The sequence below is a fragment of the Streptomyces yunnanensis genome, from assembly GCF_029011865.1.
GTDB classification, from domain to species: Bacteria; Actinomycetota; Actinomycetes; order Streptomycetales; family Streptomycetaceae; genus Streptomyces; species Streptomyces yunnanensis.
Genome location: NZ_CP095749.1, coordinates 1,538,318 through 1,558,504, shown reverse-complemented (window position 1 = coordinate 1,558,504; position 20,187 = coordinate 1,538,318). Strand labels below are relative to the sequence as shown.

The following is a 20,187-nucleotide window of genomic DNA, read 5'->3' as shown; positions in this document are numbered from 1 at the left end:
GGTGTTCCCGTGTTGTGCAACACCAGCGCCAACCTTAGGCGTCCCACCACTCCCGGTGCGTGCGGTACCACTCCACGGTTTCCGCCAGGCCCTCGTCGAAGGTGTGGCGGGGGCGGTAGCCGAGTTCGGCGGTCGCCTTGCCGTGGTCGAGGGAGTAGCGCAGGTCATGGCCCTTGCGGTCGGCGACGTGGTCGACGCTGTCCCAGGTGGCGTCGCACTCCTTGAGGAGCCGGTCGGTCAGTTCCCGGTTGGTCAGCTCGGTGCCGCCGCCGATGTTGTAGACCTCGCCCGGCCGCCCGTGGCGCAGCGCGAGGCGGAGGGCGTGGCAGTGGTCGTCGACGTGCAGCCAGTCCCGGGAGTTCCGGCCGTCGCCGTAGAGCGGCACCCGGCCGCCCCGGAGGAGCCGGGTGGTGAAGAGCGGGATCACCTTCTCGGGGTGCTGGTACGGGCCGTAGTTGTTGGTGCAGCGGGTGATCCGGACGTCCAGGCCGTGGGTGCGGTGGTAGGCGAGGGCGAGCAGGTCGGACGCGGCCTTGGAGGCGCTGTAGGGGGAGGTGGGGGCCAGTGGGGAGTCCTCGGTCCACGAGCCCTCGGCGATCGAGCCGTAGACCTCGTCCGTGGAGACATGAAGGAAGGTTCCCGTGCCGTGGCGGACGGCCGCCTCCAGCAGCACCTGGGTGCCCACCACGTTCGTCGAGGTGAACGCGGCGCCGGAGGCTATCGAGCGGTCGACGTGCGACTCCGCGGCGCAGTGCACCACCGCGTCGTGGCCGGGCAGCAGCCGGTCGACGAGGTCGTGGTCGCGGATGTCGCCGAGAACGAAGTGCAGCCGCGGGTCGTCGCTCACGGGGGCGAGGTTGGCGCGGTTGCCGGCGTAGGTGAGGGCGTCCAGCACGGTGACGCGGTCGGTCTCCCGGAGCCCCGTGGGACCCAGCAACGTGCGGACGAGGTGGGAGCCGATGAAGCCGGCGCCACCGGTGACGAGGATGTGCATGAGGCGGGTTCTCCCCGGGGTCGGGTGGTCAGGAGGTGAGCTGCACCTTGCTGTGGTCGGCGAGCACCAGGCGGTGTGCGCGGGGTGCCCGGCGCGCGCCGCTGACCTCCACGCCCCGCCCGATCAGCGAGCCTTCGAGGCGGCCGGCGTGGTCGATGCGCGAGCCGTCGAGGACGATGGAGAACTCCACCTCGCTGCCGGTGATCACGCAGTCCCGGCCGACGGCCGTGGACGCGCCTATGTGGGAGTCGGTGATGACGCTGTCCCCGCCGATCACCGCCGGTCCGACGATCCGCGACCGGACGATCTTGGCGCCGGGTTCCACCCGGACCCGGCCGACCAGTTCGCTCGCGGCGTCGACGCTGCCGAGCCGGGCGGGCACGACGCTCTCCAGCACACAGCGGTTGGCCTCCAGCATGTCGGCGGCGTTCCCGGTGTCCTTCCAGTATCCCGTGATCACGGTGGGGCGCACGACGTAGTCGTGGGCGACGAGCCACTGGAGGGCGTCGGTGATCTCCAACTCGCCGCGGGCCGACGGGCTGATGGCCCGGATCGCCCGGTGCACGACCGGGGTGAAGAGGTACACGCCGACCAGCGCCAGATCGCTGCGCGGCGCGCGCGGCTTCTCCTCCAGCCGCACCACTCGGCCCTCCGGGTCCAGCTCGGCGACCCCGAACGCGCACGGATCGGCGACCTTGGCGAGCAGCACGCGGGCGTCGGGGCGGGGCGCGTGGAAGTCCGCGACGAGTTCGTCGATGCCGTCGACGATGATGTTGTCCCCGAGGTACATCACGAAGTCGTCCTCGCCCAGCCAGTCGCGGGCGATCAGCACCGCGTGCGCCAGCCCGAGCGGTTCGCCCTGCGGGAGGTAGGTCACCCGGGCACCGAAGCGGGAGCCGTCGCCGACGGTCGCCTCGATCTCGGCCGCGGTGCCGCCGGTGACGATGCCGATGTCGGTGATGCCCGCGGCGACCAGCGACTCGATGCCGTAGAAGAGCACGGGCTTGTTGGCGATGGGGACGAGTTGCTTGGCGGAGGTGTGGGTCAGCGGCCGTAGTCGGCTGCCGGTGCCGCCGGCCAGGACGAGTGCCTTCACGGTGAGTTCACTTCCATGGTGCGTAGCGCATGCAGGCGAGCAGGGTGCGGGCCTGGACGTTGACGTAGTTGCCGTGCCGGGTCAGGTCGGCCAGCTGGCCCGGCGTGGTCCACAGGAAGCCCGGCGGGGCCTCGTCGGGGGCCTCCTCGGCGGTCGCCTCGACGAGCAGGTAGCGGCTCTCGGCCCGTAGGAACCGGCCGCCCTCCTCGGAGTGCACCGCCGCGTAGCGGATCCGCGCCGGCGGGGCGCCGCGCACGAGATCCAGGAACGGCGGTCGCCCGTCCGCCAGTCCGGCGTAGTTGCCGGGCGTGCACTGCACCGTGGGGCCGATCTCGACCGACTGGAGCAGACCGCCCTCGACCTTGGCCCGCGCCAGCAGGTGCCGCACCCCGCCGATCCGCCGGGTCACGAAGGCCGTGACGCCCTCGCCCACCGGCGCGAACAGCGGCTGGGTCCAGCTTCCCACCTCGCGGTTCCCGGCCCGCACGGCCACCGCCACCACCCGGAAGAACCGCCCCTCGTCATGGCTGACCGCGGTGTCGGTGCGGGTCCAGCCGCGGACCTCGGCGAGCGGGATCCGATCGACCCGCAGCAGGTGGGCGGCGCGCTGTGCGGTGAGCCACGAACGCACCGCGGTGTCGGAGTGCAGCGCTTCCGCGCCGTCGTCGGTCGGGGGCACGCAGGACAGCACCGAGCGCGCGTCCATGTTGACGAGGTTGTCGTGCCCCAGCAGTTCGCCGATCTGGCCGAGGGTGAGCCAGCGGAAGTCCTCGTGCTCGGGGACGTCGTCGCGGGTCTCCACGATCATGTTGCGGTTGGCCTTGTGGAGGAACCACGCGCCGTGCTCGGACTGCAGCACGTCGACGAGGACCGAGCCGGGCGCGGGCCGCGCGAAGTACTCCACGTACCGGACCGGCGCGCCCCGGTGTGCGCCGGTGAAGTTGCTGCGGGTCGCCTGCACGGTGGGGGAGAGCTGGACCAGGCCGGGGTTGCCGGGCTCCATCTTGGCCTGCACGAGCACGTGCGGAACCCCGTCGAACTCCTTCACCAGGAGACCGAGGATGCCGACCTCCGGCTGTCGGATGACCGGCTGGTCCCACGCCGGGAACGGCTCCGGACCGCCGGTGACCCGCACGCCCTGCACGGTGAAGAACCGCCCGGTGCGGTGGCCGAGATCGCCGCTGTCGGGGTCGAAGGACCAGCCGTCCAGGGCGTCGAACGGGATCGGTGCGACGTGGTGGCGCTCGGTGGCCCGCCGCTGCGCGATCCACTCCGCGACCTCGCCGGTCGGGGTCCGGGCGCCGGCGAGGTCCTCGGCGGACCGGGCCAGGCGCCGTGCGGCATCGGCGTCCGCGCGCCGGGTGAGGCTCATGCGCCCGCTCCCGCCGCGATCCGCGCCAGCTCCGGGACCAGGGCGGCCGGTGGCGGCATGGCCTCCATGGTGTGCCGCAGCCGCTCGGCCGCGTGTCCGTAGGACGGCTCCCCGAGCAGCGTCTGAAGCGCCTTGCGCAGGAACTGCGGGTCGTTCTGCTGCTCGACGGTGTCGACGGCCACCCCGGCGCCGACGGCCGCCAGCCGCTCGGCGAACGCGAAGGTGTCGGCGAACTGCGGGAGCACCAGCTGCGGTACGCCGAGACCGGCCACGGTCATGCCGGTGCCGGCCCCGCCGTGGTGCACCACCGCCGCACAGTCGCCGGCGATCAGGTGCAGCGGCAGCGGGTCGATCAGCCGCACCGTGTCCGGCACCGGGCCGAGCTCCGCGCGGTACGCCTCCGGCACGGTCGCCAGGACCTCGACGCCCGACGACCCGTCGCCGGCCGCCGCCAGGATGCCGCGCAGCAGCGGGACGCCGTTGAGAGCCAGGGTGTGCGAACCGAGCGAGACCAGTACGCGGCGCGGTGGTGCCCCGGCCCGCCGCTCGGCCCGCAACCAGTCCGGCAGCTCCCCGTTGCCGTTGTAGGGCACGTACCGCATGGGCAGGCCCGGGGCGACGCCCGGGAGCTGCAGGTCCGCCGGGCAGGGGTCGATCACCGCGGTGGGTTCCGGCAGTTCCGCCAGTCCCAGGTCCTCGTGCAGCGACCGCAGGGCGGCCCGTGCGGCCGGGCCGACGCCGCCCAGCAGCGGATCGACGCCGTACCGGTGCCGCACCACCGGGATGCCCACATGGGCGCCGACCACCGGGGCGTTGAACTCCATCACGTCGCAGACGATCAGGTCGGGGCGGTGCGCCCGGACCAGGTCCAGATAGCGCGGCAGCACGTCCGCGCTGTGCCGCTGCCACACGGGCGGGAAGGCGGCCAGCATCTCCGGGGTCCAGCGGCCGACGCATTCGAAGGGCCGCAGTCCGGGCCGGAACAGCAGCTCGCGCATCGCGTCGTCGATACCCGCGCGCCGCCCGGTCGGCACGGCGTTCAGGCCGGCCCCGGCCACCGCGTCCAGGACGTCGGGCTGACCCGCCACCAGCACGTCGTGGCCGGCCGCCCGCAGCGCCCAGGCGAGCGGCACCATCGGCAGGAAGTGGGTGGCTGACGGACTGGTGATCAGCAGGACGCGCATACGGGCCTCCGGAGCGGCGGCGGGTCCCCGCCGGGCGGGCGTCATGCCCGGCCACCCGTGGCGAGCGCGGAGTACTGCGCCAGGCAGTCGGCATAACCGGGCAGCAGCCCGGCGGCGGCGGCCTCCCGCGCGGTGGGGGCGGCCCGGTCCTTGTCGGACATCACCGGCTCCCCGGCCAGATCCCACGGGATGCCGATCTCGGGATCCAGGGCCTGCACATCGATCATGGTGCCGGGCACGTACTCGGCCGAGCAGAGGTAGTTCATGCACACGTCGTCGCTGAGCGCGAGGAAGGCGTGGCCGATGCCGTCGGCCATCAGGACCCCGATGCCGGAGCCCTCGTCCTGCCGGGTGATCTCGTAGCGCCCGAAGGTCGGCGAGCCCACCCGCAGGTCGACGGCCACGTCCAGGGCGCTGCCCCGGACACAGGTGACGAGCTTCTCCTGGCCGGGCGGCACGGACGTGGTGTGGATGCCGCGCAGCGTGCCGCGCCGGGAGACCGAGTAGTTGACCTGGCGGATCGGGAACGGGCGGCCCAGGGCCTCGCCGAGCACCTCGGCGCGGAACGCCTCGTAGAAGTGGCCTCTGCGGTCCGGTATGTGGTGCGGCTCGATGCGGTAGGCGCCCGGTATCGACAGCTCGGTGACCGTGGCGCGCGGAGGGCGGCTCATGACACGTCCCCCGGGGCCTTCGTGCGGACCGCGCGGGCCGCGAGGGCGTCGATCGTCTCGGCCACCCGCCGCGACTCCGCCGCCGAAGCGGCCCGTTCGGCGGGCGCCTCGCCGCGGACCTCGCGGACGAACGCCGCCACGATCCTCGCGAACTGGTCGTCCGGCGGCAGGGTGATCTGCTCCCGGTGGTCCTGCCGGGTCACGTCGACGACGGGCTGGTGGCCGGGCGGCGGGGTGAAGGCCCGGTCCAGGCGCAGCCGGCCGGTGGACCCGGTGAGGGCGTACTCGGTCCGGTACGCGTGCTCCATGCCGAAGGTCAGCTGGGCCGGCACGCCTTCGGGGGTGACCAGCAGCGCGCTGCCCGACCGGACCACCCCGTCCGCCTCCCGGAGCGTCGCGCCCACCACCTCCAGGCGCGGCCCGAGGAACCGCAGGGCCGCGCGCACGGTGTAGACCGCCACGTCCAGCAGCGCCCCGGCGCCGAGGTCGGCGTGGTTGCGGATGTTGCCCTCCGGCAGCGGGGGGATGGTGAACGCGGCGCTGAATCCGCGCAGTTGGCCGATGGCCCCGTCCGCGAGGAGCCGGTCCACCGCGGTGTGCTGGGAGTGGTGCAGGAACATGGCGTTCTCCTTGAGCACCACCCCCCGCTCCTCGGCCAGCGCGAACAGCCGCGCGGTGTCGGCGGCCCGGGTCGACAGCGGCTTCTCGGCGAAGACGTGCTTGCCCGCGGTGAGCGCCCGCTCGATCCACTCCGCCTGGAGCATGGCGGGCAGCGGGATGTAGACGGCGTCCACGTCGGGACGCCGCAGCAGTGCGTCGTAGTCGGTCACCGCGGCATCGCCGAACCGCTCGGCGAACCGCCGGCCCTTCTCCGGGGAGCGACTGGCGAAAGCGGTCAACCGGACGCCGGGATCGGCCGCGAGAGCCGGGGCCGTTCGGCGCCAGGCGATATCCGCGCAGCCGAGCACCCCGAATCCGAGCGGCGGGCATGAGGACAGCCTGGTCACGTCGGTGAACACCCCCTGCGACGCGGCGTGCCGCCGCCTGGGCAGACGGCCACCGCAACGGGAAAAGAAAACGGAAGACGGAAAACTTTGAGAAACGATCTGTGCAGACCCGAAACCGAAGGGTCGCTGCAGTGATTACAAAGGATCCGCTGCTAGGTGATTCCCTAGAGCCGTCGGATTGCGCCCATCTGACGGTGTTCTTGACGAAATGTCAGTGTCTTTGTGGGTGCGGGCGTTCCCTCCCTCCTTCCCCGGGGGAGGGTCTCCGCTGTCCGTCGTCTGTGGCCCGTCGTCCGTCGTCCGTTTCCGCGTCATGCGGGGCGGTGTCGGGTCACGCGCGACGGTCCCGTGTCCCGTACGGGCTGTGCATGGTGAGATACCGGATCTCCAGGTCCCGTTCCAGGTAGTCCATGCGGCGCTCCCAGAAGTCCTGGAGGTGCGGCAGGGCCAGGTGGGCGTCCAGGTCCTCCTTGCTCCGCCACGCTTCGTAGAAGACGAAGACGTCCGGCTCGTCGCGGTCCTCGTGGAAGTGGTACTCCAGGCAGCCCGGCTCCTGCCGCGTCGGTTCGACGAACGACAGCAGGAGCTCCCGCAGTTCCGTTGCGCGCTCGGGCTTGGGGTGGGCGGTGCCGACGAGGGTGAACGGCTGGTCCATGACTGATCTCCCATCCGTAGGTACGGTTTTCGTCGTACCTCACGGACGGTAAGGGAGGCGCAAGGTACGATGCAAGTCATACCTTGGAGGTGATGGTGATGCCCGATCGCGAAGGGCACCCCGAGCTGACGGAGATCGAGCTGGGAAAGGTGCTGTCCGCACTGGCCGATCCGCTGCGGCGGCGGGTCGTGCGGGAGCTGGCGGGCGGGCCCGACGGCGAGGCGCGGACGTGCAGTTCCTTTGCTCTTCCCGTCGGCAAGGCGACCGTCACGCATCACTTCCGCACGCTGCGCGAGGCGGGGCTGATCCGTCAGGTCGATCGGGGCAACAGTCGGATGGCCACCCTCCGCCGGGCCGATATCGAGGACCGCTTCCCCGGGCTGTTGTCGCTGCTGGTGGCGGAGGGGGGCGAGGGGGCCGGCGGGGCTGGTGGAGTCGGGGACGCCGGGGGTGCCGGGGGCGTCGGCCCGGCGGTGTGAGGTTTTGCCTTACGGTCGACCGGCGGAGCGCCGTCGTGTCGTAGCGTCACTGCATCCCTTATCCCTTGCTCACGATTGCGGGCGTCTCCGGCGGCTGATGCGGCCCTCCGGTGCGGCGGCCCGCCAGGAGGTATGCCATGGACGTCGTCGACCTACAGGACAAGGCCGCGGAACTGCCCGATGCCTGGAGCTCGTTGCTGCTCGGCCGGGTCGGGGGCGCGGGGGTGAAGGTGCTGCGGATGGACGGGCGTCCCATGGTGCCGGAATCCCATGACACGGCGGAGGCGCTGCTGGTGATGGACGGCGTGCTGCGGCTGACGGTGCACGGCGGCGAGGTCGAGGTGCGCGCGGGGGAGATGTACCTCGTCGAGGCGGGGGTGGAGCATGCCGTGCGCCCCGGCAGTCGGGGCACGCTCGTCATCGTCGAACACGGCTCGGCCGCGGGCTAGTTCGTGTTCGCACATCCCCGCCTGGTGTTCGGCGCTCCCTCAGCTCACGATGGGAGGTACCCCCTGGCGCGACGCGACCGGGGCGCGTGCGCAACCAGCTGCACCACTGCCCGGCTTACGGTCCTCGCCCGGCGGCCCGGCCGGGCGAGGCGCGAGCCCCCAGAACCCCTTTCCACCTGCCGGCCTCGCCCGGTACGGTCTCGGTCACGTGCCGCGGCGGGGAGCTCAAAGGCTTCGTGCGCGGCCGTCCCGGCAGTTCCCGCGCTGAGAGCAGGTTTCGTCCATGGCATGTCGTATCAGTGAACTCGTGCTCGGTTGCCGCGATCCCGAGGTGCTGGCGCGGTTCTGGTGCGAGGTCCTGGACTTCGTCGTGCTCGATCGCGAAGAGGACGGCACCCTGGAGATCGGGCCGCGCGAAGGGTTCGGCGGCGCGCAGCCGACCATCATCCTCAGCCGCAGCGACGAGCCGGAGCAGGGCAAGTCCCGGCTGCACATCGACGTCAACGCCACCGACCGCGATCAGGACGCCGAGCTCGAACGCCTCCTGAAGCTCGGGGCGCGCCCGGCCGACATCGGCCAGACCGGCGACGAGCAGTGGCACGTCCTTGCCGACCCCGAGGGCAATGAGTTCTGCCTGCTCAAGGCCCGCCTCAACCCGCTCTGACGGCTCGGTGCCCCCGGCGCGGCGAGAGTGCGTGCCTGGGGGTACCTCCCAGCGTGAGCTGGGGGAGCGCCGAACGCCGGGCGGGACTGTGCGGACACGACCTGGGTCGTGTCACCGGCCTTGCCGTCGAACTCCCCGCTGTCGTGTCGGTCGTGTCTGTCGTGCGGGGGTTGAGGGTGCCGGTCGCGCCGCTCCGCTGCCGTCGGTGAGGGCGGCGCTGCTCGTGGCGTCAGTGGTGCTCGTGGTGCCCATGGCGTTGGGGCTGTCCGCGGGGGTGGTGGCGTCGGTGACATGGGTGAGGACGGTGCGGAGGCGTTCGACGAGTGGGTTGGTGTCGTCGGAGCGCCAGACCAGGTGGAGCGTGGTCGAGGTGCCGGCCAGTGGCCGGGGGGTCACGCCGATGCGGCGCAGCGCACGGTGCGAGTCGGCGAGCACCGCTGCGCCGAACTTGGCCGCGACCAGGGCCAGGAGGGTCTGCACGCTGCGGCCCTCGGCGCTGATCTGCGGCACGATCCCGGCGCCGTGGCACAGCGCGATGATCTCGTCGTAGGACCGGGGCGAGACGTCCCGGGGCCAGATGACCAGCGGGATCTGGCCCAGTGCCGCGAGCGGGGCGGGCTCGGAGGGGTAGGCCAGCGGGTGGCCGGCGGGCAGGAACAGCGTCAGCGGCTCGCGCCACCAGACCTGGGTGGACAGCCGGGCGTCGCGCATCGGGAGACGCTGGACGGCGAGGTCGAAACGGCCTTCCAGAACGCCGGTGGACATCTCGGCGTCGTTGAAGCTCTCCTCCAACTGGAGGTGGACGCGGGGGAGTTCGCGCCGCACGCGGCCCAGCGCGGCGCCCAGCGGCCCGTTGATGCCCGACCCGGCGAAGGTCACGACCAGTCGCCCGGTGATGCCCTGGGCGGCCAACCGTACGTCCTGCAAGGCGGCCTCCGCCTCGGCGAGCACGGTGGTCGCGCGGTGGACGAGTACCTGTCCGGCCGGTGTCGGGGTCAGCCCGCGCCCCTCCCTGACGAACAGCACAGTGCCCAATTGCCGTTCCATTTCGCGGAGTTGGCGACTGAGCGTGGGCTGCGTCAGATGCAGTCGGCGGGCCGCGCCGCTGATGCTGCCCGCTTCCGCGATGGCGACCACATAGCCAAGTAGCCTTAGCTCCATCCATACCTCCCAGGCATGGCAAGTATAGAGGGCAATGCCTGGGAGGCAGATGTGGAGGGGTTCTCGGGCCAGAGTGGAGGCGACGCACCGGCCGGACCGGAGCGCGCATCCGACCCCGAGGAGAACCATGAACCGCGAAGACCGCTACGCGTACGGCATGAAGGTGCTGGAGCAGGTGGACGGCGAGGCGGGAGCGCGGATCGTCGACTCCCTCGCCGACACCTCGCCGGAGCTGGGCCACCAGGTGGTGGCATGGGCCTTCGGCGACATGTACGCACGTCCCGAACTGGCGCCGCGAGAACGCCAGTTGGTGACCCTGGGGGTGCTCACCGCGCTCGGCGGCTGCGAGATCGAACTGGAGGTGCACCTCAACGCCGCGCTCAACGTCGGCCTGACCACCACCGAGATCACCGAGGCGCTGCTGCACTCGGCCGTGTACTGCGGCATGCCGCGGTCGATCAACGCCACGCTCGTCGCCAAGAAGGTCTTCGCCGAGCGTGGCCTGCTCCCCGTCACCAACCTCGGCTGAACGGTCCGACGCGGCGCGTGGGCGGCTGCCCGGCAGGGCGGAACCGGCGGACGGTGAAGGGGCCAAGGCGGTCGCCGCCCCTTCCGCGCCGGTCCGCACGCGGCGTTCGGAACGGGGCATCCGCACCTCGCGCGAGGTACACGTCGTGCCGGCGACCGCTACCGGGCGGGCCGGTGCGCGTCGTCGTGTCAGGCCAGTGCCCGCTGTTCCGGGGCGACTTCGGACTCGTCGAGGTGCCAGTGCAGGTCGCGGACGTCCGGCTCCAGGGAGAGCCGGGCGATGACCTGCTCCAGGGCCTGGGCGAGGTCGCCGGAGACGGTGACCGAGGCGCGGATGCCGGTGGTGTCCTCGGCGTCACGGCGGGCCCGGAGGCTGAGGGGGGTCAGGTCGGAGGCGGTGAGCGCCTGGAGGAGCAGGGCGCGGATGTGCGTCTCCGCCCGGCGCTCGCAGACCACGTGGACGGTGGCGTGCACGGCCGCGTCGGGGTCGGAACCGGACGCCGGGGCCCGGTCCAACAGCCGCCCCGCGGGGCGCAGCACGAGGTGCACCGCGAGCACGGCGAGGGTGCCGAGGACGGCGAATTCGAGGCGCCCGGAGGCGGCCAGGACGCCGACCGCGGCCGAGCACCACAGGGTGGCCGCGGTGTTCAGCCCGCGCACCCCGGCGCCGTCGCGCAGGATCACCCCGCCGCCGAGGAAGCCGATGCCGGAGACGACGTAGGAGGCGACCCGGGTGGGGCTGCCGGAGTCCCCGACGGCGGTGCTGTAGAGGACGAAGAGGGTGGCGCCGGCGGCGACCAGGGCGTTGGTGCGCAGCCCCGCCATCCGGGCGCGCCACTGGCGCTCGACCCCGATGAGTGCTCCGCAGGCCACACCGGTGGCGAGCCGGACCAGGAAGTCGACGATGGTCAGGGTGTGCACGGAGCACCTCCTCGGGGACGGGGAACGAGGGGACGGGGCCGGCGGTGGGCCGGCGCGGGGCCCGCCACGGGCCGGTGTCGGGCCCGTGGCGGGCCGGGGACCTCAGTGGCCGAGGGCGACCTGGACGATCTTGACGACGACTAGGACCATCGCGAGCAGCAGGTACGTCCGCAGGGCGGCCAGGCCGACCTTGTGCCCGGTGGAGAGGACCGGGCGGGTCAGCGTCTCCAGGGGCGGCATCCGCCAGTCGTCCCGGCCGGTGCGGTCCACCGGCCGGCCGCCGCGCGCCCAGCCCTTGCGGCGGCGCCGCACCTCCGCGTACCCGAGCGCCAGGACGCCCGCCCCGCCGCAGCCGGCCATGATGCCGAGGATGGTGCCCGGGCCGAGGTCCGGGAAGAGGACGGCGGCGGTGAGGATCACCGACAGGGTGACCAGGACGCCGACGACGGCGGCCGTGAAGGCGTTGGTCCGGCGGCCGTTGACCCAGGGGCCGAGCACCGCCCGGTCGTTGCACAGGAGCAGCAGGAAGACCGAGGCGGAGGGCAGCAGCACCCCGGCCAGGGTCTGCACGCCCTCGGTGAGCAGGCCCAGCGGCGAGCCGGGAATCAGCACGATCGCGGCGGCCGCGGCGACCAGGCCCGCGTAGACGCCGTAGAACCCCTTGGCGCCGCCGACGCCGCGGTGCAGGGAGTGCCGGATGCCGAAGACGTCGCCGATGGCGTAGGCGGTGGACAGGGACACCGCGAACGCGCCGATGATCGAGGCGTCCAGCAGGGCGATGGCGAACAGCACCCCGGCGAGCTTGCCGGCGTGGGCGGCCAGGCCGTGCGCGATGCCGGCGGTGTCGGTGAAGGCGCCGGCGCCCGAGGTGCCGGCGAATGCGGCGGCTGCGCAGCCCATCAGGGCGGCGGCGCCGAGCACCACGATGGCGATGCCGATCCACAGGTCGGCCTTCTCGTAGCCCATGTAGCGCGGGGTGATGCGCTTGTCGATGACGTAGGACTGCTGGAAGAACAGCTGCCAGGGGGCGACGGTGGTGCCGACGATGCCGATGATCAGCAGCATCACGGCCGACAACTGGCCCGGCCCGCCGGGGAGGTGCGGGACGACGAAGTCGTGGGCCATCTGGCCGGTGGACGGGTGGACCATGAAGTAGAGCGGGACGAGCAGCAGCGACGCCGCGCACAGCGCGATGGCGATCCGCTCGAACCGGCGGAACGACCCGGTGAAGGCGGAGGCGATGATCACGGCGGCGGCCAGCAGCACCGCGCCGACCTTGGGCAGTCCCAGGTAGCCGGCGGCGAGGGTGATGCCGATGAACTCCGTCACCAGCGTCAGCGCGTTGAGCAGGAACAGGTCGATGACCGAGAACGCGCCCCAGAACTTCCCGAACCGCTCCAGGATGAGCCGGGCGTGCCCCACGCCGGTGACGGCGCCCAGACGCAGCACCATCTCCTGGTTGACGTAGAGGACCGGGACGAGCAGGAGCAGGGTCCACAGCAGGTGGGTGCCGTAGTTCTGGCCGGCCTGGCCGTAGGTGGTGAAGGCGCCGGCGTCGTTGTCGCCGACCATCACGATCAGGCCGGGGCCGACGATGGCCAGCAGCGTCTTGAGCTTGGCGGACAGGCCCCGGCGCGGGGCGGTGTCGTCGTGCCGGATGGTGCCGAGCGCGCCGCGGATGTCACCGGTGTGCGCGTCGTCGAGCACCGCGGTGGCGTGCGGGGCCGGGGTCGTGGCCGCGGCCGTGGAACGGATCGTGGTGTCGGTCATGGCAACCTCCCAAGTCCCCCGAGCGGGGGAGGTGTTGGGGGCGCGGGGCAGTCATCTCCCCTGCGCGGGCGCGCAGCACGGCGACCCGTGACGGCGGTGGGCCGTACGGGGGCGTGGGGCGGCGGGGAGGCCGCGCAGGGGAGGTGACTACCGCGTGCCGGAAGTGAGCGAGGGCAGACGGAAGGGGGGCCGATGATGGCCCGGACTACTGCATTCCATGTCTCTCGCCTCCTTCCGGTCGGGGCGCGTCGGGCGCGCCGTCGTCGATCCGGCAAGGAGCGGACCGGTCGCCGTCGACCGGTTCACCCCTACTCGTCAGAGCTTTGGCACGTCACGGCGTAGCCCTGTGTGCGGGCAGCCACTTGGGGTCACCCCTTGGGCCGGGGAGACCTGTCCTGATCCGGAGCGTCTCTCGACGGGTGGGATCAGTGGCCTGTGTCCGTGACGACGCCTCACCGAACGAGGTGCTCGCTTCGTCAAACCTCTAGGAGTCTAGACCCTGCCCACGGGGTACTTGCACAGGGACGCAAGTTCTTGACCGAGTCTTAACCCCGCGGCGGATCCGTCCCGGCGTCCGGGACGGGCTGCTGGACACCGCTGCGACCTCGGGTGAGCATGAGGCGCATGTCCGAGAACCCCGAGCCCGGCAAGGCGGGCGAAGCCGGTACCGAAGCCGAGCGGCTGGACCGCATCGAGGCGCTGCTGGCGCCTGCCGTGGCGGGGGTGGAGGAGGCCGGACGGCGGCTGCGGCCGGCCTGGCGGCGGGTCACCCGCGGTGAGCCCCGCTGGCCCTCGACGCTCGCGATGCTGGTGGCGGTGGCGCTCCAGTGGCGGCTGCCGGAGCGGCTGGCGATCCATCCGGAGTGGCTGCTGCCGGGGCTGGAGACCGCGCTGGTGCTGGTGCTGGTGGCGGCCGACCCGTACCGCATCGAGCGGGTCTCCCGGCTCTACCGGTGGGCGGGGCTGGTGCTGATCGCGATGATCAGCGCGGCCAACGGGTGGTCCGCGGTCCATCTGGTGATCGGCCTGGTGCGCGGCACCGAGGGCCAGGACGCCGGGGAGCTGCTGGCGACCGGCGGCGCCATCTGGGCCACCAACGTCATCGTCTTCGCGCTCTGGTACTGGGAGTGGGACCGCGGCGGCCCGGTCGCCCGGGTCCATGCCGTGCGCCGCTACCCCGACTTCCTCTTCCCGCAGATGGCGACGCCGGAGATGGCCCCGGAGCACTGGGAGCCGCAGTTCGCCGACTACCTGTACCTGTCCTTCACCAACGCCACCGCCTTCAGTCCGACCGACGTGATGCCGCTGACCCGCTGGGCGAAGCTGCTGATGCTGCTCCAGTCGGCGGTCTCGCTGCTGACGGTGGTGCTGGTGGTGGCCCGTGCGGTCAACATCCTCAAGTAGTCGGCCGCCGGGCCCGGTTGGGATGTCATCCGATGGGCGCCCCGAGGTGTAGAGGGGGCCTTTCGAGGGTATGGCGGCATCGTGACGGGACGGTGAGACGGGTCTGAGAACTTCATGAATACTTGTTCAATTGCGCAATCATTTGGCCAAGGCTTGACCGGTTGACCCGTAACCAATCGCTCACAAGGCTCTGACCTGCACTTTTGTCGCTTCGGGGCGGCGGTGCCGAAAACAATCTCCGGTCGGAGTCAATTCTTTCTCACGCCGTGGTCAGGCGCCGGGGCCGCTTTCCCGCTGCCGCCTGGCCAAGCGCGCATCGGCCGCATTCACAACACGTTCGAATGGTGGATCTGTGGGTCCCCAGCGAGAACCCATGCCTGGTCAGCGGCATCTCTAGTGGCGAATGTCCGAGGGTCTCCACCCACCGGCACCGACACAACAGAGGCATAACGATGTCGTCGCCCCTTCTCGAATCGTCCTTCGAGTCGTCAGAGCCACTGCCCGCACGGGCCGTTTACCGCACCGCCGGCACCCCGGCCCCGCGGACCCTGCTCGACGTGCTCGACGCCACCGCGGCCGCACACCCCCAGGCGATCGCCCTGGACACGGGCGCCGAGGTGATCACCTACCGCGACCTGTGCAGCGAGACCGAACGTCGTGCACGGCAGCTCAGGGACCTCGGAATCGGTCCCGGTGACCGGGTCGGAGTCCGCGTGCCCTCCGGAACCGCCGAGCTGTACCTGTCGATCCTCGCCGTCCTGCGCAGCGGAGCGGCGTACGTCCCGGTCGATGCCGACGACCCCGACGAGCGGGCCGCCACCGTCTTCCGGGAGGCCGCCGTCTGCGCCGTCCTCGGCCCGGCCGCCCCGCCGCCCGCCCTGGCCCGGCCCGCCGGGGCGCCACGTCCCCCGGGCCTCCAGGACGACGCCTGGATCATCTTCACATCGGGTTCGACCGGCGCGCCCAAGGGCGTCGCGGTCAGCCACCGCGCCGCCGCCGCCTTCGTCGACGCCGAGGCCGTCCTGTTCTGCCAGGACCGGCCGCTGGGCCCCGGCGACCGGGTACTGGCCGGACTGTCCGTCGCCTTCGACGCCTCCTGCGAGGAGATGTGGCTCGCCTGGCGGCACGGCGCCTGCCTGGTGCCCGCCCCCCGCTCGCTGGTCCGCGCCGGCCACGAACTCGGCCCGTGGCTGGTCGAGCGGGGCATCACCGTGGTCTCCACCGTGCCCACCCTCGCCGCGCTCTGGCCCGACGAGGCGATGCGCCGGGTCCGGCTGCTGATCGTCGGCGGCGAGGCGTGCCCCGCCGCGCTCGTCGACCGCTTCGCCGGATCCGGCCGCGAGATGTGGAACACCTACGGCCCGACCGAGACCACCGTCGTCGCCTGTGCCGCCCGCCTCCGGCCGGGCCAGCCGGTCCGCATCGGCCTGCCCCTGGAGGGCTGGCAGTTGGCCGTCGTGGACCGGGCCGGCCGGCCGGTGCCCTACGGCGCCGAGGGCGAGTTGCTCATCGGCGGCGTCGGCACCGCCCGCTACCTCGACCCGGTCAAGGACGCCGAGCGCTTCCGGCCCGACGACGTCCTGGACACCGCCCGCGCCTACCGCACCGGCGACCTGGTCCGCGCCGAACCCGAGGGCCTGCTCTTCGTCGGCCGCGCCGACGACCAGATCAAACTCGGCGGCCGACGCATCGAGTTGGGCGAGATCGACGCCGCGCTGGCCGCCCTGCCCGGCGTCCTCGGCGCCGCCGCGGCGGTCCAGACCACCCCGGCCGGCACCCAGGTCCTGGTCGGCTACGTCGTCCCCGAGCAGCGCACCCCCGACGGCTCCAGCTTCCAGCAGGACAAGGCCCGCGCGCTGCTCCAGGAACGGCTGCCGGCGCAGCTCGTACCGGTCCTCGCGGAGGTCGAGAGCCTGCCCACCCGGACGTCCGGCAAGGTCGACCGCAAGGCGCTGCCCTGGCCGCTGCCGACCGCCCCGGTCGACGGTGCGGTCGGCGCCCCGGCCCCGGCGCTGCACGGCACCGCCGCCCGCCTCGCCGGCATCTGGGAGGAACTCCTGGGCGTCCGGCCCGGCCCGGACAGCGACTTCGTCTCCCTCGGCGGCACCAGCCTGGTCGCCGCCCGGATGGCCTCCCAGCTCCGCGCCCACCACCCCGGCGTCTCGGTCGCCGACCTCTACCGCCACCCGGTGCTGCGCGACATGGCCGAGCACCTCGACTCGCTCGGCGGCCCGGTGGACGAGGTCCGCCCGGTCCGCCCCGTCCCGCGCCGCGCCGGCGTCGTCCAACTCCTCGTCCAGACCGCCCTGTACGGCGTCGCCGGTCTGCGCGGACTGGTCGGGCTCGCGCTCGGCGACAACATCCTCGGCTGGCTCGCCCCGCAGGTCTGGGCCCCGCACACCGCCTGGTGGCTGATCATCGTCGGCTGGGTGGTGCTCTACAGCGCCCCGATGCGCTGCGCCCTGGGCGCCCTCGCCGCCCGGACGCTCGCCGGCTCGATCCGGCCCGGCGCCTATCCGCGCGGCGGCGCCACCCATCTGCGCCTGTGGACCGCCGAACGCGTGGTCGCCGCCTTCGGCATCCCGTCCCTGCTCGGTACGCCCTGGGCGCGGCTGTACGCCCGGACCCTGGGCTGCACCACCGGGCGGAACGTGGCGCTGCACACCATGCCGCCGGTCACCGGCCTCGCCGAACTCGGCGACGGCTGCAGCGTCGAACCCGAGGCCGACATCTCCGGCTGGTGGCTCGACGGCGACACCCTGCACATCGGCGCGGTCCGGATCGGCGCCGGCGCCCGGGTCGCCCACCGCAGCATGCTGATGCCCGGCGCCGTCGTCGGACAGGGCGCCGAACTCACCGCCGGTGCCTGCCTGGACGGCGAGATCCCCGACGGCGCCTGCTGGTCCGGCTCCCCGGCCCGCCCGGCCGGCGCCGCCGAGCGGATGGCCGGCGCCGCGTGGCCCGCCCCGCGCTGGCGGCGTTCGCTCGGCTGGAGCGCCGCCTACGGGCTCTCCCTGCTGGGCCTGCCGCTGCTGGCACTGCTGTCCACCGCCCCCGCACTGGTCGGCGCGTACTTCCTGCTCCGCGACAGCGGCACCCTCGCCACCGCGGCGGTCCGCCTGTTGCTGGCCGTCCCGGTCTTCACGCTCGTCACCACCGGCTCCTCGATCCTGGTGACCGCCGCCGTGGTGCGGCTCCTCGGCCGCGGCATCACGCCGGGGCTGCACCCGGCGAGCGGCGGCGTCGCCTGGCGCGCCTGGCTGGTGACCCGCCTCCTGGACGGCGCCCGCGGCAGCCTCTTCCCGCTCTACGCCAGCCTCGGCACCCCGCACTGGCTGCGGCTGCTCGGCGCCAAGGTCGGCAAGCACGCGGAGATCTCCACCGTGCTGCCGCTGCCCTCCCTGCTGCACGTCGAGGACGGCGCCTTCCTGGCCGACGACACCCTGGTCGCCCCCTTCGAACTCCGCGGCGGATGGCTGCGGTTGGGGACCGTCCGGATCGGCCGCCGGGCCTTCGTCGGCAACTCCGGCATCGTCGACCCCGGCCACGACGTCCCCGACCACAGCCTGGTCGGCGTGCTCTCCAACGCACCCGCCGACGGCGAGCCCGGGATGTCCTGGCTGGGCCGGCCCGCGATGCCGCTGCCCCGGGTGGCGGCCCAGGCCGACCCGGCGCGCACCTTCGCGCCGCCGCGCAAGCTGGTCCTGGCCCGCGCCGCCGTCGAGCTGTGCCGGGTGCTGCCCCTGATGTGCGGAGTGGCCCTCGCCGAGGGCGTGTTCCTCACCGAGCAGGACGCCTTCACCAGCGGCGGCCTCGGCCTCGCGGCGCTGGTCGGCGCCCCGCTGCTGCTGCTCTCGGGCCTGGTGGCGCTGCTCATCACGACTCTGGCGAAGTGGACGCTGGTCGGCCGGTTCACCGTCGGCGAGCACCCGCTGTGGTCGCCGTTCGTCTGGCGCAACGAGCTCTACGACACCTTCGTCGAGTCGCTCGCCGTGCCGTCGATGGCCGGCGCCTTCACCGGCACCCCGGTCCTCAACTGGTGGCTGCGCACCCTCGGCGCCAAGATCGGCCGCGGCGTCTGGCTGGAGAGCTACTGGCTGCCGGAGACCGACCTGATCACCCTCGCCGACGGCGTCAGCGTCAACCGCGGCTGCGTGCTGCAGACCCACCTGTTCCACGACCGGATCATGCGCCTGGACACCGTCCGGCTCGCCGAGGGCTCCTCGCTCGGCCCGCACGGCATCGTGCTCCCCGGCACCGACGTCGGCGCACGCGCCTCGATCGCACCGTCCTCCCTGGTCATGCGCGGCGAGAGCGTGCCCGCGCACACCCGCTGGGCCGGCAACCCGATCGCCGGCGAACGCCCGACCCGTCGCGCCGCGGCGCGCGCGGAGGGTGGTGCTGCCGCGTGACCCGATGCAGTCGGCGCGCCCTCATCAGGGGCGCCGCCCTGCTCCCGCTCGTCGCGACGGTCGCCGACGGCCTGGGCGGATCGCGCCCCGACCGCTACTTCCCGCGGCACGGCACCTACGCGCACGACACGGTCTCCTACGACCTGGACCTGTCCTACCGCCCGGCCGACGGCAGCCTCGACGGCCGGGCTCGCATCGAGGCGGTGGCCAACGAGCCCCTGAACCGGGTGGAGTTGGACCTCTCCCGGCTCAGCGCGCACACCGCCCGGATCGACGGGACCCGGGTCCGGGCCCGTCAGCAGAACGGCAAGCTGTACCTGGACACCCCGCACCCGCTCGCCACCGGCACGCGCTTCACCGTGGACGTCGGCTACCGCGGCCGGCCCCGACCGGTCCGCTCGCCGTTCGGCCCGATCGGCTGGGACCGCACCGGCGACCCGCACGACGGCACGATGGTCGCCTCCCAGCCGCTCGGCGCCCCGTCGTGGTTCCCGTGCAACGACCGGCCCGACGACAAGGCGGCCTTCACCTTCCGGATCACCGTCCCGCACGGTCAGCACGCCCTCGCCAACGGCACCCTGCTCGAACGCCGCCGCAACGGGCACCGCGAATGCTGGACCTACCACCACCCCGGCCCCATGGCCCCGTACCTCGCCGCGCTCTACACCGGCCGCTTCCGGCACGACAGCGGCACCGCCCAGCTCGGCCCGGAGCACCCGTCGATCGGGCTGCACAACTCCTACCCGTCGTGGATGGCCGAGGACGCCGCGCACGACCTGGCCCGCCAGCCGGAGATGCTCCGGGCGTTCAGCGGCCACTTCGGCCGCTACCCGTTCGAGGCGTACGGCGCGGTGGTCGTCGACGCCGAACTCGCCGCCCCGGTCGAGAACCAGACCCGGTCGGTGTTCGGCAGCAACCACATCGACGGGGAGCGCGGCGCGGAGACCCTGGTCGCGCACGAGATCGCCCACCAGTGGTACGGCAACAGCGTCAGCCTGCGCGACTGGCGCGACATCTGGCTCAACGAGGGCTTCGCCACCTACGCGGAGTGGCTGTGGTCCGAGCACATCGGCGAGGACAGCGCCGACGAGATCGCCCGCCGGGAATGGCGCTCGCTGCGCGACCGCCCCCAGGACCTGCGGGTCGCCGACCCCGGTCAGCGGCGGATCTTCGACGACCGGGTCTACGTCCGCGGCGCGTGCGCCCTGCACGCGCTCCGCCGGTCCGTCGGCGACAGCCGGTTCTTCGCCGTGCTGCGCGGCTGGCACGGCGAGCACCGCGGCGGCAGCGCCAACACCGCGGCGTTCCTGGCCCATGCCGAACGCTGTGCCGGCCCGGTCCGCCCGCTGCTGCACAACTGGCTGTACGAGAAGCCGCTGCCCGCGCTGGCGGCCTGAGAACCCGGTACCCCGGTGGCGGA

17 protein-coding genes and 1 riboswitch are annotated in these 20,187 nt (G+C 72.9%); of the genes, 7 read left to right on the top strand and 10 right to left on the bottom strand.

Translation table 11 applies throughout. From position 1 onward, the window contains the following. Positions 1-34: 34 nt before the first annotated feature. The 7 genes from rfbB to MOV08_RS06750 form a co-directional block, all read right to left on the bottom strand. Complete coding sequence (gene rfbB / locus MOV08_RS06780) at positions 35-994, bottom strand: dTDP-glucose 4,6-dehydratase (protein ID WP_275306695.1); 960 nt, start codon at positions 992-994, stop codon at positions 35-37. Positions 995-1,022: 28 nt separating this feature from the next. Beyond that, positions 1,023-2,090 carry a glucose-1-phosphate thymidylyltransferase gene (locus MOV08_RS06775; RefSeq protein WP_275306694.1) on the bottom strand — a complete coding sequence of 356 codons (1,068 nt, stop codon included), beginning with the start codon at positions 2,088-2,090 and terminating at the stop codon, positions 1,023-1,025. A 7-nt stretch (positions 2,091-2,097) separates the two neighbouring features. After that, positions 2,098-3,462: an NDP-hexose 2,3-dehydratase family protein gene (locus MOV08_RS06770; protein WP_275306693.1), complete on the bottom strand. Its 1,365-nt coding sequence runs from the start codon at positions 3,460-3,462 to the stop codon at positions 2,098-2,100. Further along, entirely contained in the window at positions 3,459-4,646 is a 1,188-nt protein-coding gene (locus MOV08_RS06765) for a nucleotide disphospho-sugar-binding domain-containing protein (RefSeq protein WP_039630343.1), read from the bottom strand. The genes MOV08_RS06770 and MOV08_RS06765 overlap by 4 nt, the downstream gene beginning before the upstream one ends. A 41-nt stretch (positions 4,647-4,687) precedes the next feature. Next, complete coding sequence (locus tag MOV08_RS06760; protein WP_039630341.1) at positions 4,688-5,317, bottom strand: dTDP-4-dehydrorhamnose 3,5-epimerase family protein; 630 nt, start codon at positions 5,315-5,317, stop codon at positions 4,688-4,690. Further along, entirely contained in the window at positions 5,314-6,324 is a 1,011-nt protein-coding gene (locus MOV08_RS06755) for a Gfo/Idh/MocA family protein (protein ID WP_275306692.1), read from the bottom strand. Before MOV08_RS06755 ends, MOV08_RS06760 begins: the two co-directional genes overlap by 4 nt. Positions 6,325-6,655: 331 nt before the next feature. Further along, complete coding sequence (locus MOV08_RS06750; RefSeq protein WP_039630338.1) at positions 6,656-6,979, bottom strand: putative quinol monooxygenase; 324 nt, start codon at positions 6,977-6,979, stop codon at positions 6,656-6,658. 98 nt (positions 6,980-7,077) lie between these two features. Here MOV08_RS06750 and MOV08_RS06745 point away from each other — a divergent pair, with 98 nt between their 5' ends. From MOV08_RS06745 to MOV08_RS06735, 3 genes are all read left to right on the top strand, one after another. Beyond that, positions 7,078-7,458, top strand: coding sequence for an ArsR/SmtB family transcription factor (locus MOV08_RS06745; protein WP_078876184.1), 381 nt, complete (start codon positions 7,078-7,080; stop codon positions 7,456-7,458). Positions 7,459-7,595: 137 nt separating this feature from the next. Next, complete coding sequence (locus MOV08_RS06740; protein ID WP_275306691.1) at positions 7,596-7,907, top strand: cupin domain-containing protein; 312 nt, start codon at positions 7,596-7,598, stop codon at positions 7,905-7,907. 283 nt (positions 7,908-8,190) lie between these two features. Next, on the top strand, positions 8,191-8,571 hold the full coding sequence (locus MOV08_RS06735) for a VOC family protein (protein ID WP_039630335.1): 381 nt from the start codon (positions 8,191-8,193) through the stop codon (positions 8,569-8,571). Between the two features lie 111 nt (positions 8,572-8,682). Here the strand turns inward: MOV08_RS06735 and MOV08_RS06730 are convergent, their stop codons facing one another. Continuing rightward, on the bottom strand, positions 8,683-9,732 hold the full coding sequence (locus tag MOV08_RS06730; RefSeq protein WP_275306690.1) for a LysR family transcriptional regulator: 1,050 nt from the start codon (positions 9,730-9,732) through the stop codon (positions 8,683-8,685). Between the two features lie 127 nt (positions 9,733-9,859). Between MOV08_RS06730 and MOV08_RS06725 the strand changes: the two genes are divergently transcribed. Continuing rightward, positions 9,860-10,261, top strand: a complete 402-nt coding sequence (locus MOV08_RS06725) for a carboxymuconolactone decarboxylase family protein (protein ID WP_052286558.1) — start codon at positions 9,860-9,862, stop codon at positions 10,259-10,261. Positions 10,262-10,449: 188 nt separating this feature from the next. Here MOV08_RS06725 and MOV08_RS06720 read toward each other — a convergent pair whose 3' ends face one another. Both MOV08_RS06720 and MOV08_RS06715 read right to left on the bottom strand, forming a co-directional pair. Next, positions 10,450-11,181 (bottom strand): MgtC/SapB family protein, encoded by a 732-nt coding sequence (locus MOV08_RS06720; RefSeq protein ID WP_039630329.1) that lies wholly within the window; start codon positions 11,179-11,181, stop codon positions 10,450-10,452. A gap of 102 nt (positions 11,182-11,283) precedes the next feature. Next, positions 11,284-12,951, bottom strand: a complete 1,668-nt coding sequence (locus tag MOV08_RS06715; RefSeq protein ID WP_275306689.1) for an NRAMP family divalent metal transporter — start codon at positions 12,949-12,951, stop codon at positions 11,284-11,286. A 299-nt stretch (positions 12,952-13,250) separates the two neighbouring features. Then, positions 13,251-13,422: riboswitch (M-box (ykoK) riboswitch) on the bottom strand. A 153-nt stretch (positions 13,423-13,575) separates the two neighbouring features. Between MOV08_RS06715 and MOV08_RS06710 the strand changes: the two genes are divergently transcribed. The 3 genes from MOV08_RS06710 to MOV08_RS06700 all read left to right on the top strand — a co-directional run bounded on the left by MOV08_RS06710 (position 13,576) and on the right by MOV08_RS06700 (position 20,164). Continuing rightward, positions 13,576-14,355 carry a DUF1345 domain-containing protein gene (locus tag MOV08_RS06710; protein ID WP_052286557.1) on the top strand — a complete coding sequence of 260 codons (780 nt, stop codon included), beginning with the start codon at positions 13,576-13,578 and terminating at the stop codon, positions 14,353-14,355. A 452-nt stretch (positions 14,356-14,807) separates the two neighbouring features. After that, positions 14,808-18,767 (top strand): epsilon-poly-L-lysine synthase Pls, encoded by a 3,960-nt coding sequence (pls, locus tag MOV08_RS06705; RefSeq protein WP_275306688.1) that lies wholly within the window; start codon positions 14,808-14,810, stop codon positions 18,765-18,767. Beyond that, entirely contained in the window at positions 18,764-20,164 is a 1,401-nt protein-coding gene (locus tag MOV08_RS06700) for a M1 family metallopeptidase (protein ID WP_275306687.1), read from the top strand. Before pls ends, MOV08_RS06700 begins: the two co-directional genes overlap by 4 nt. The last annotated feature ends 23 nt before the right edge of the window (positions 20,165-20,187 follow it).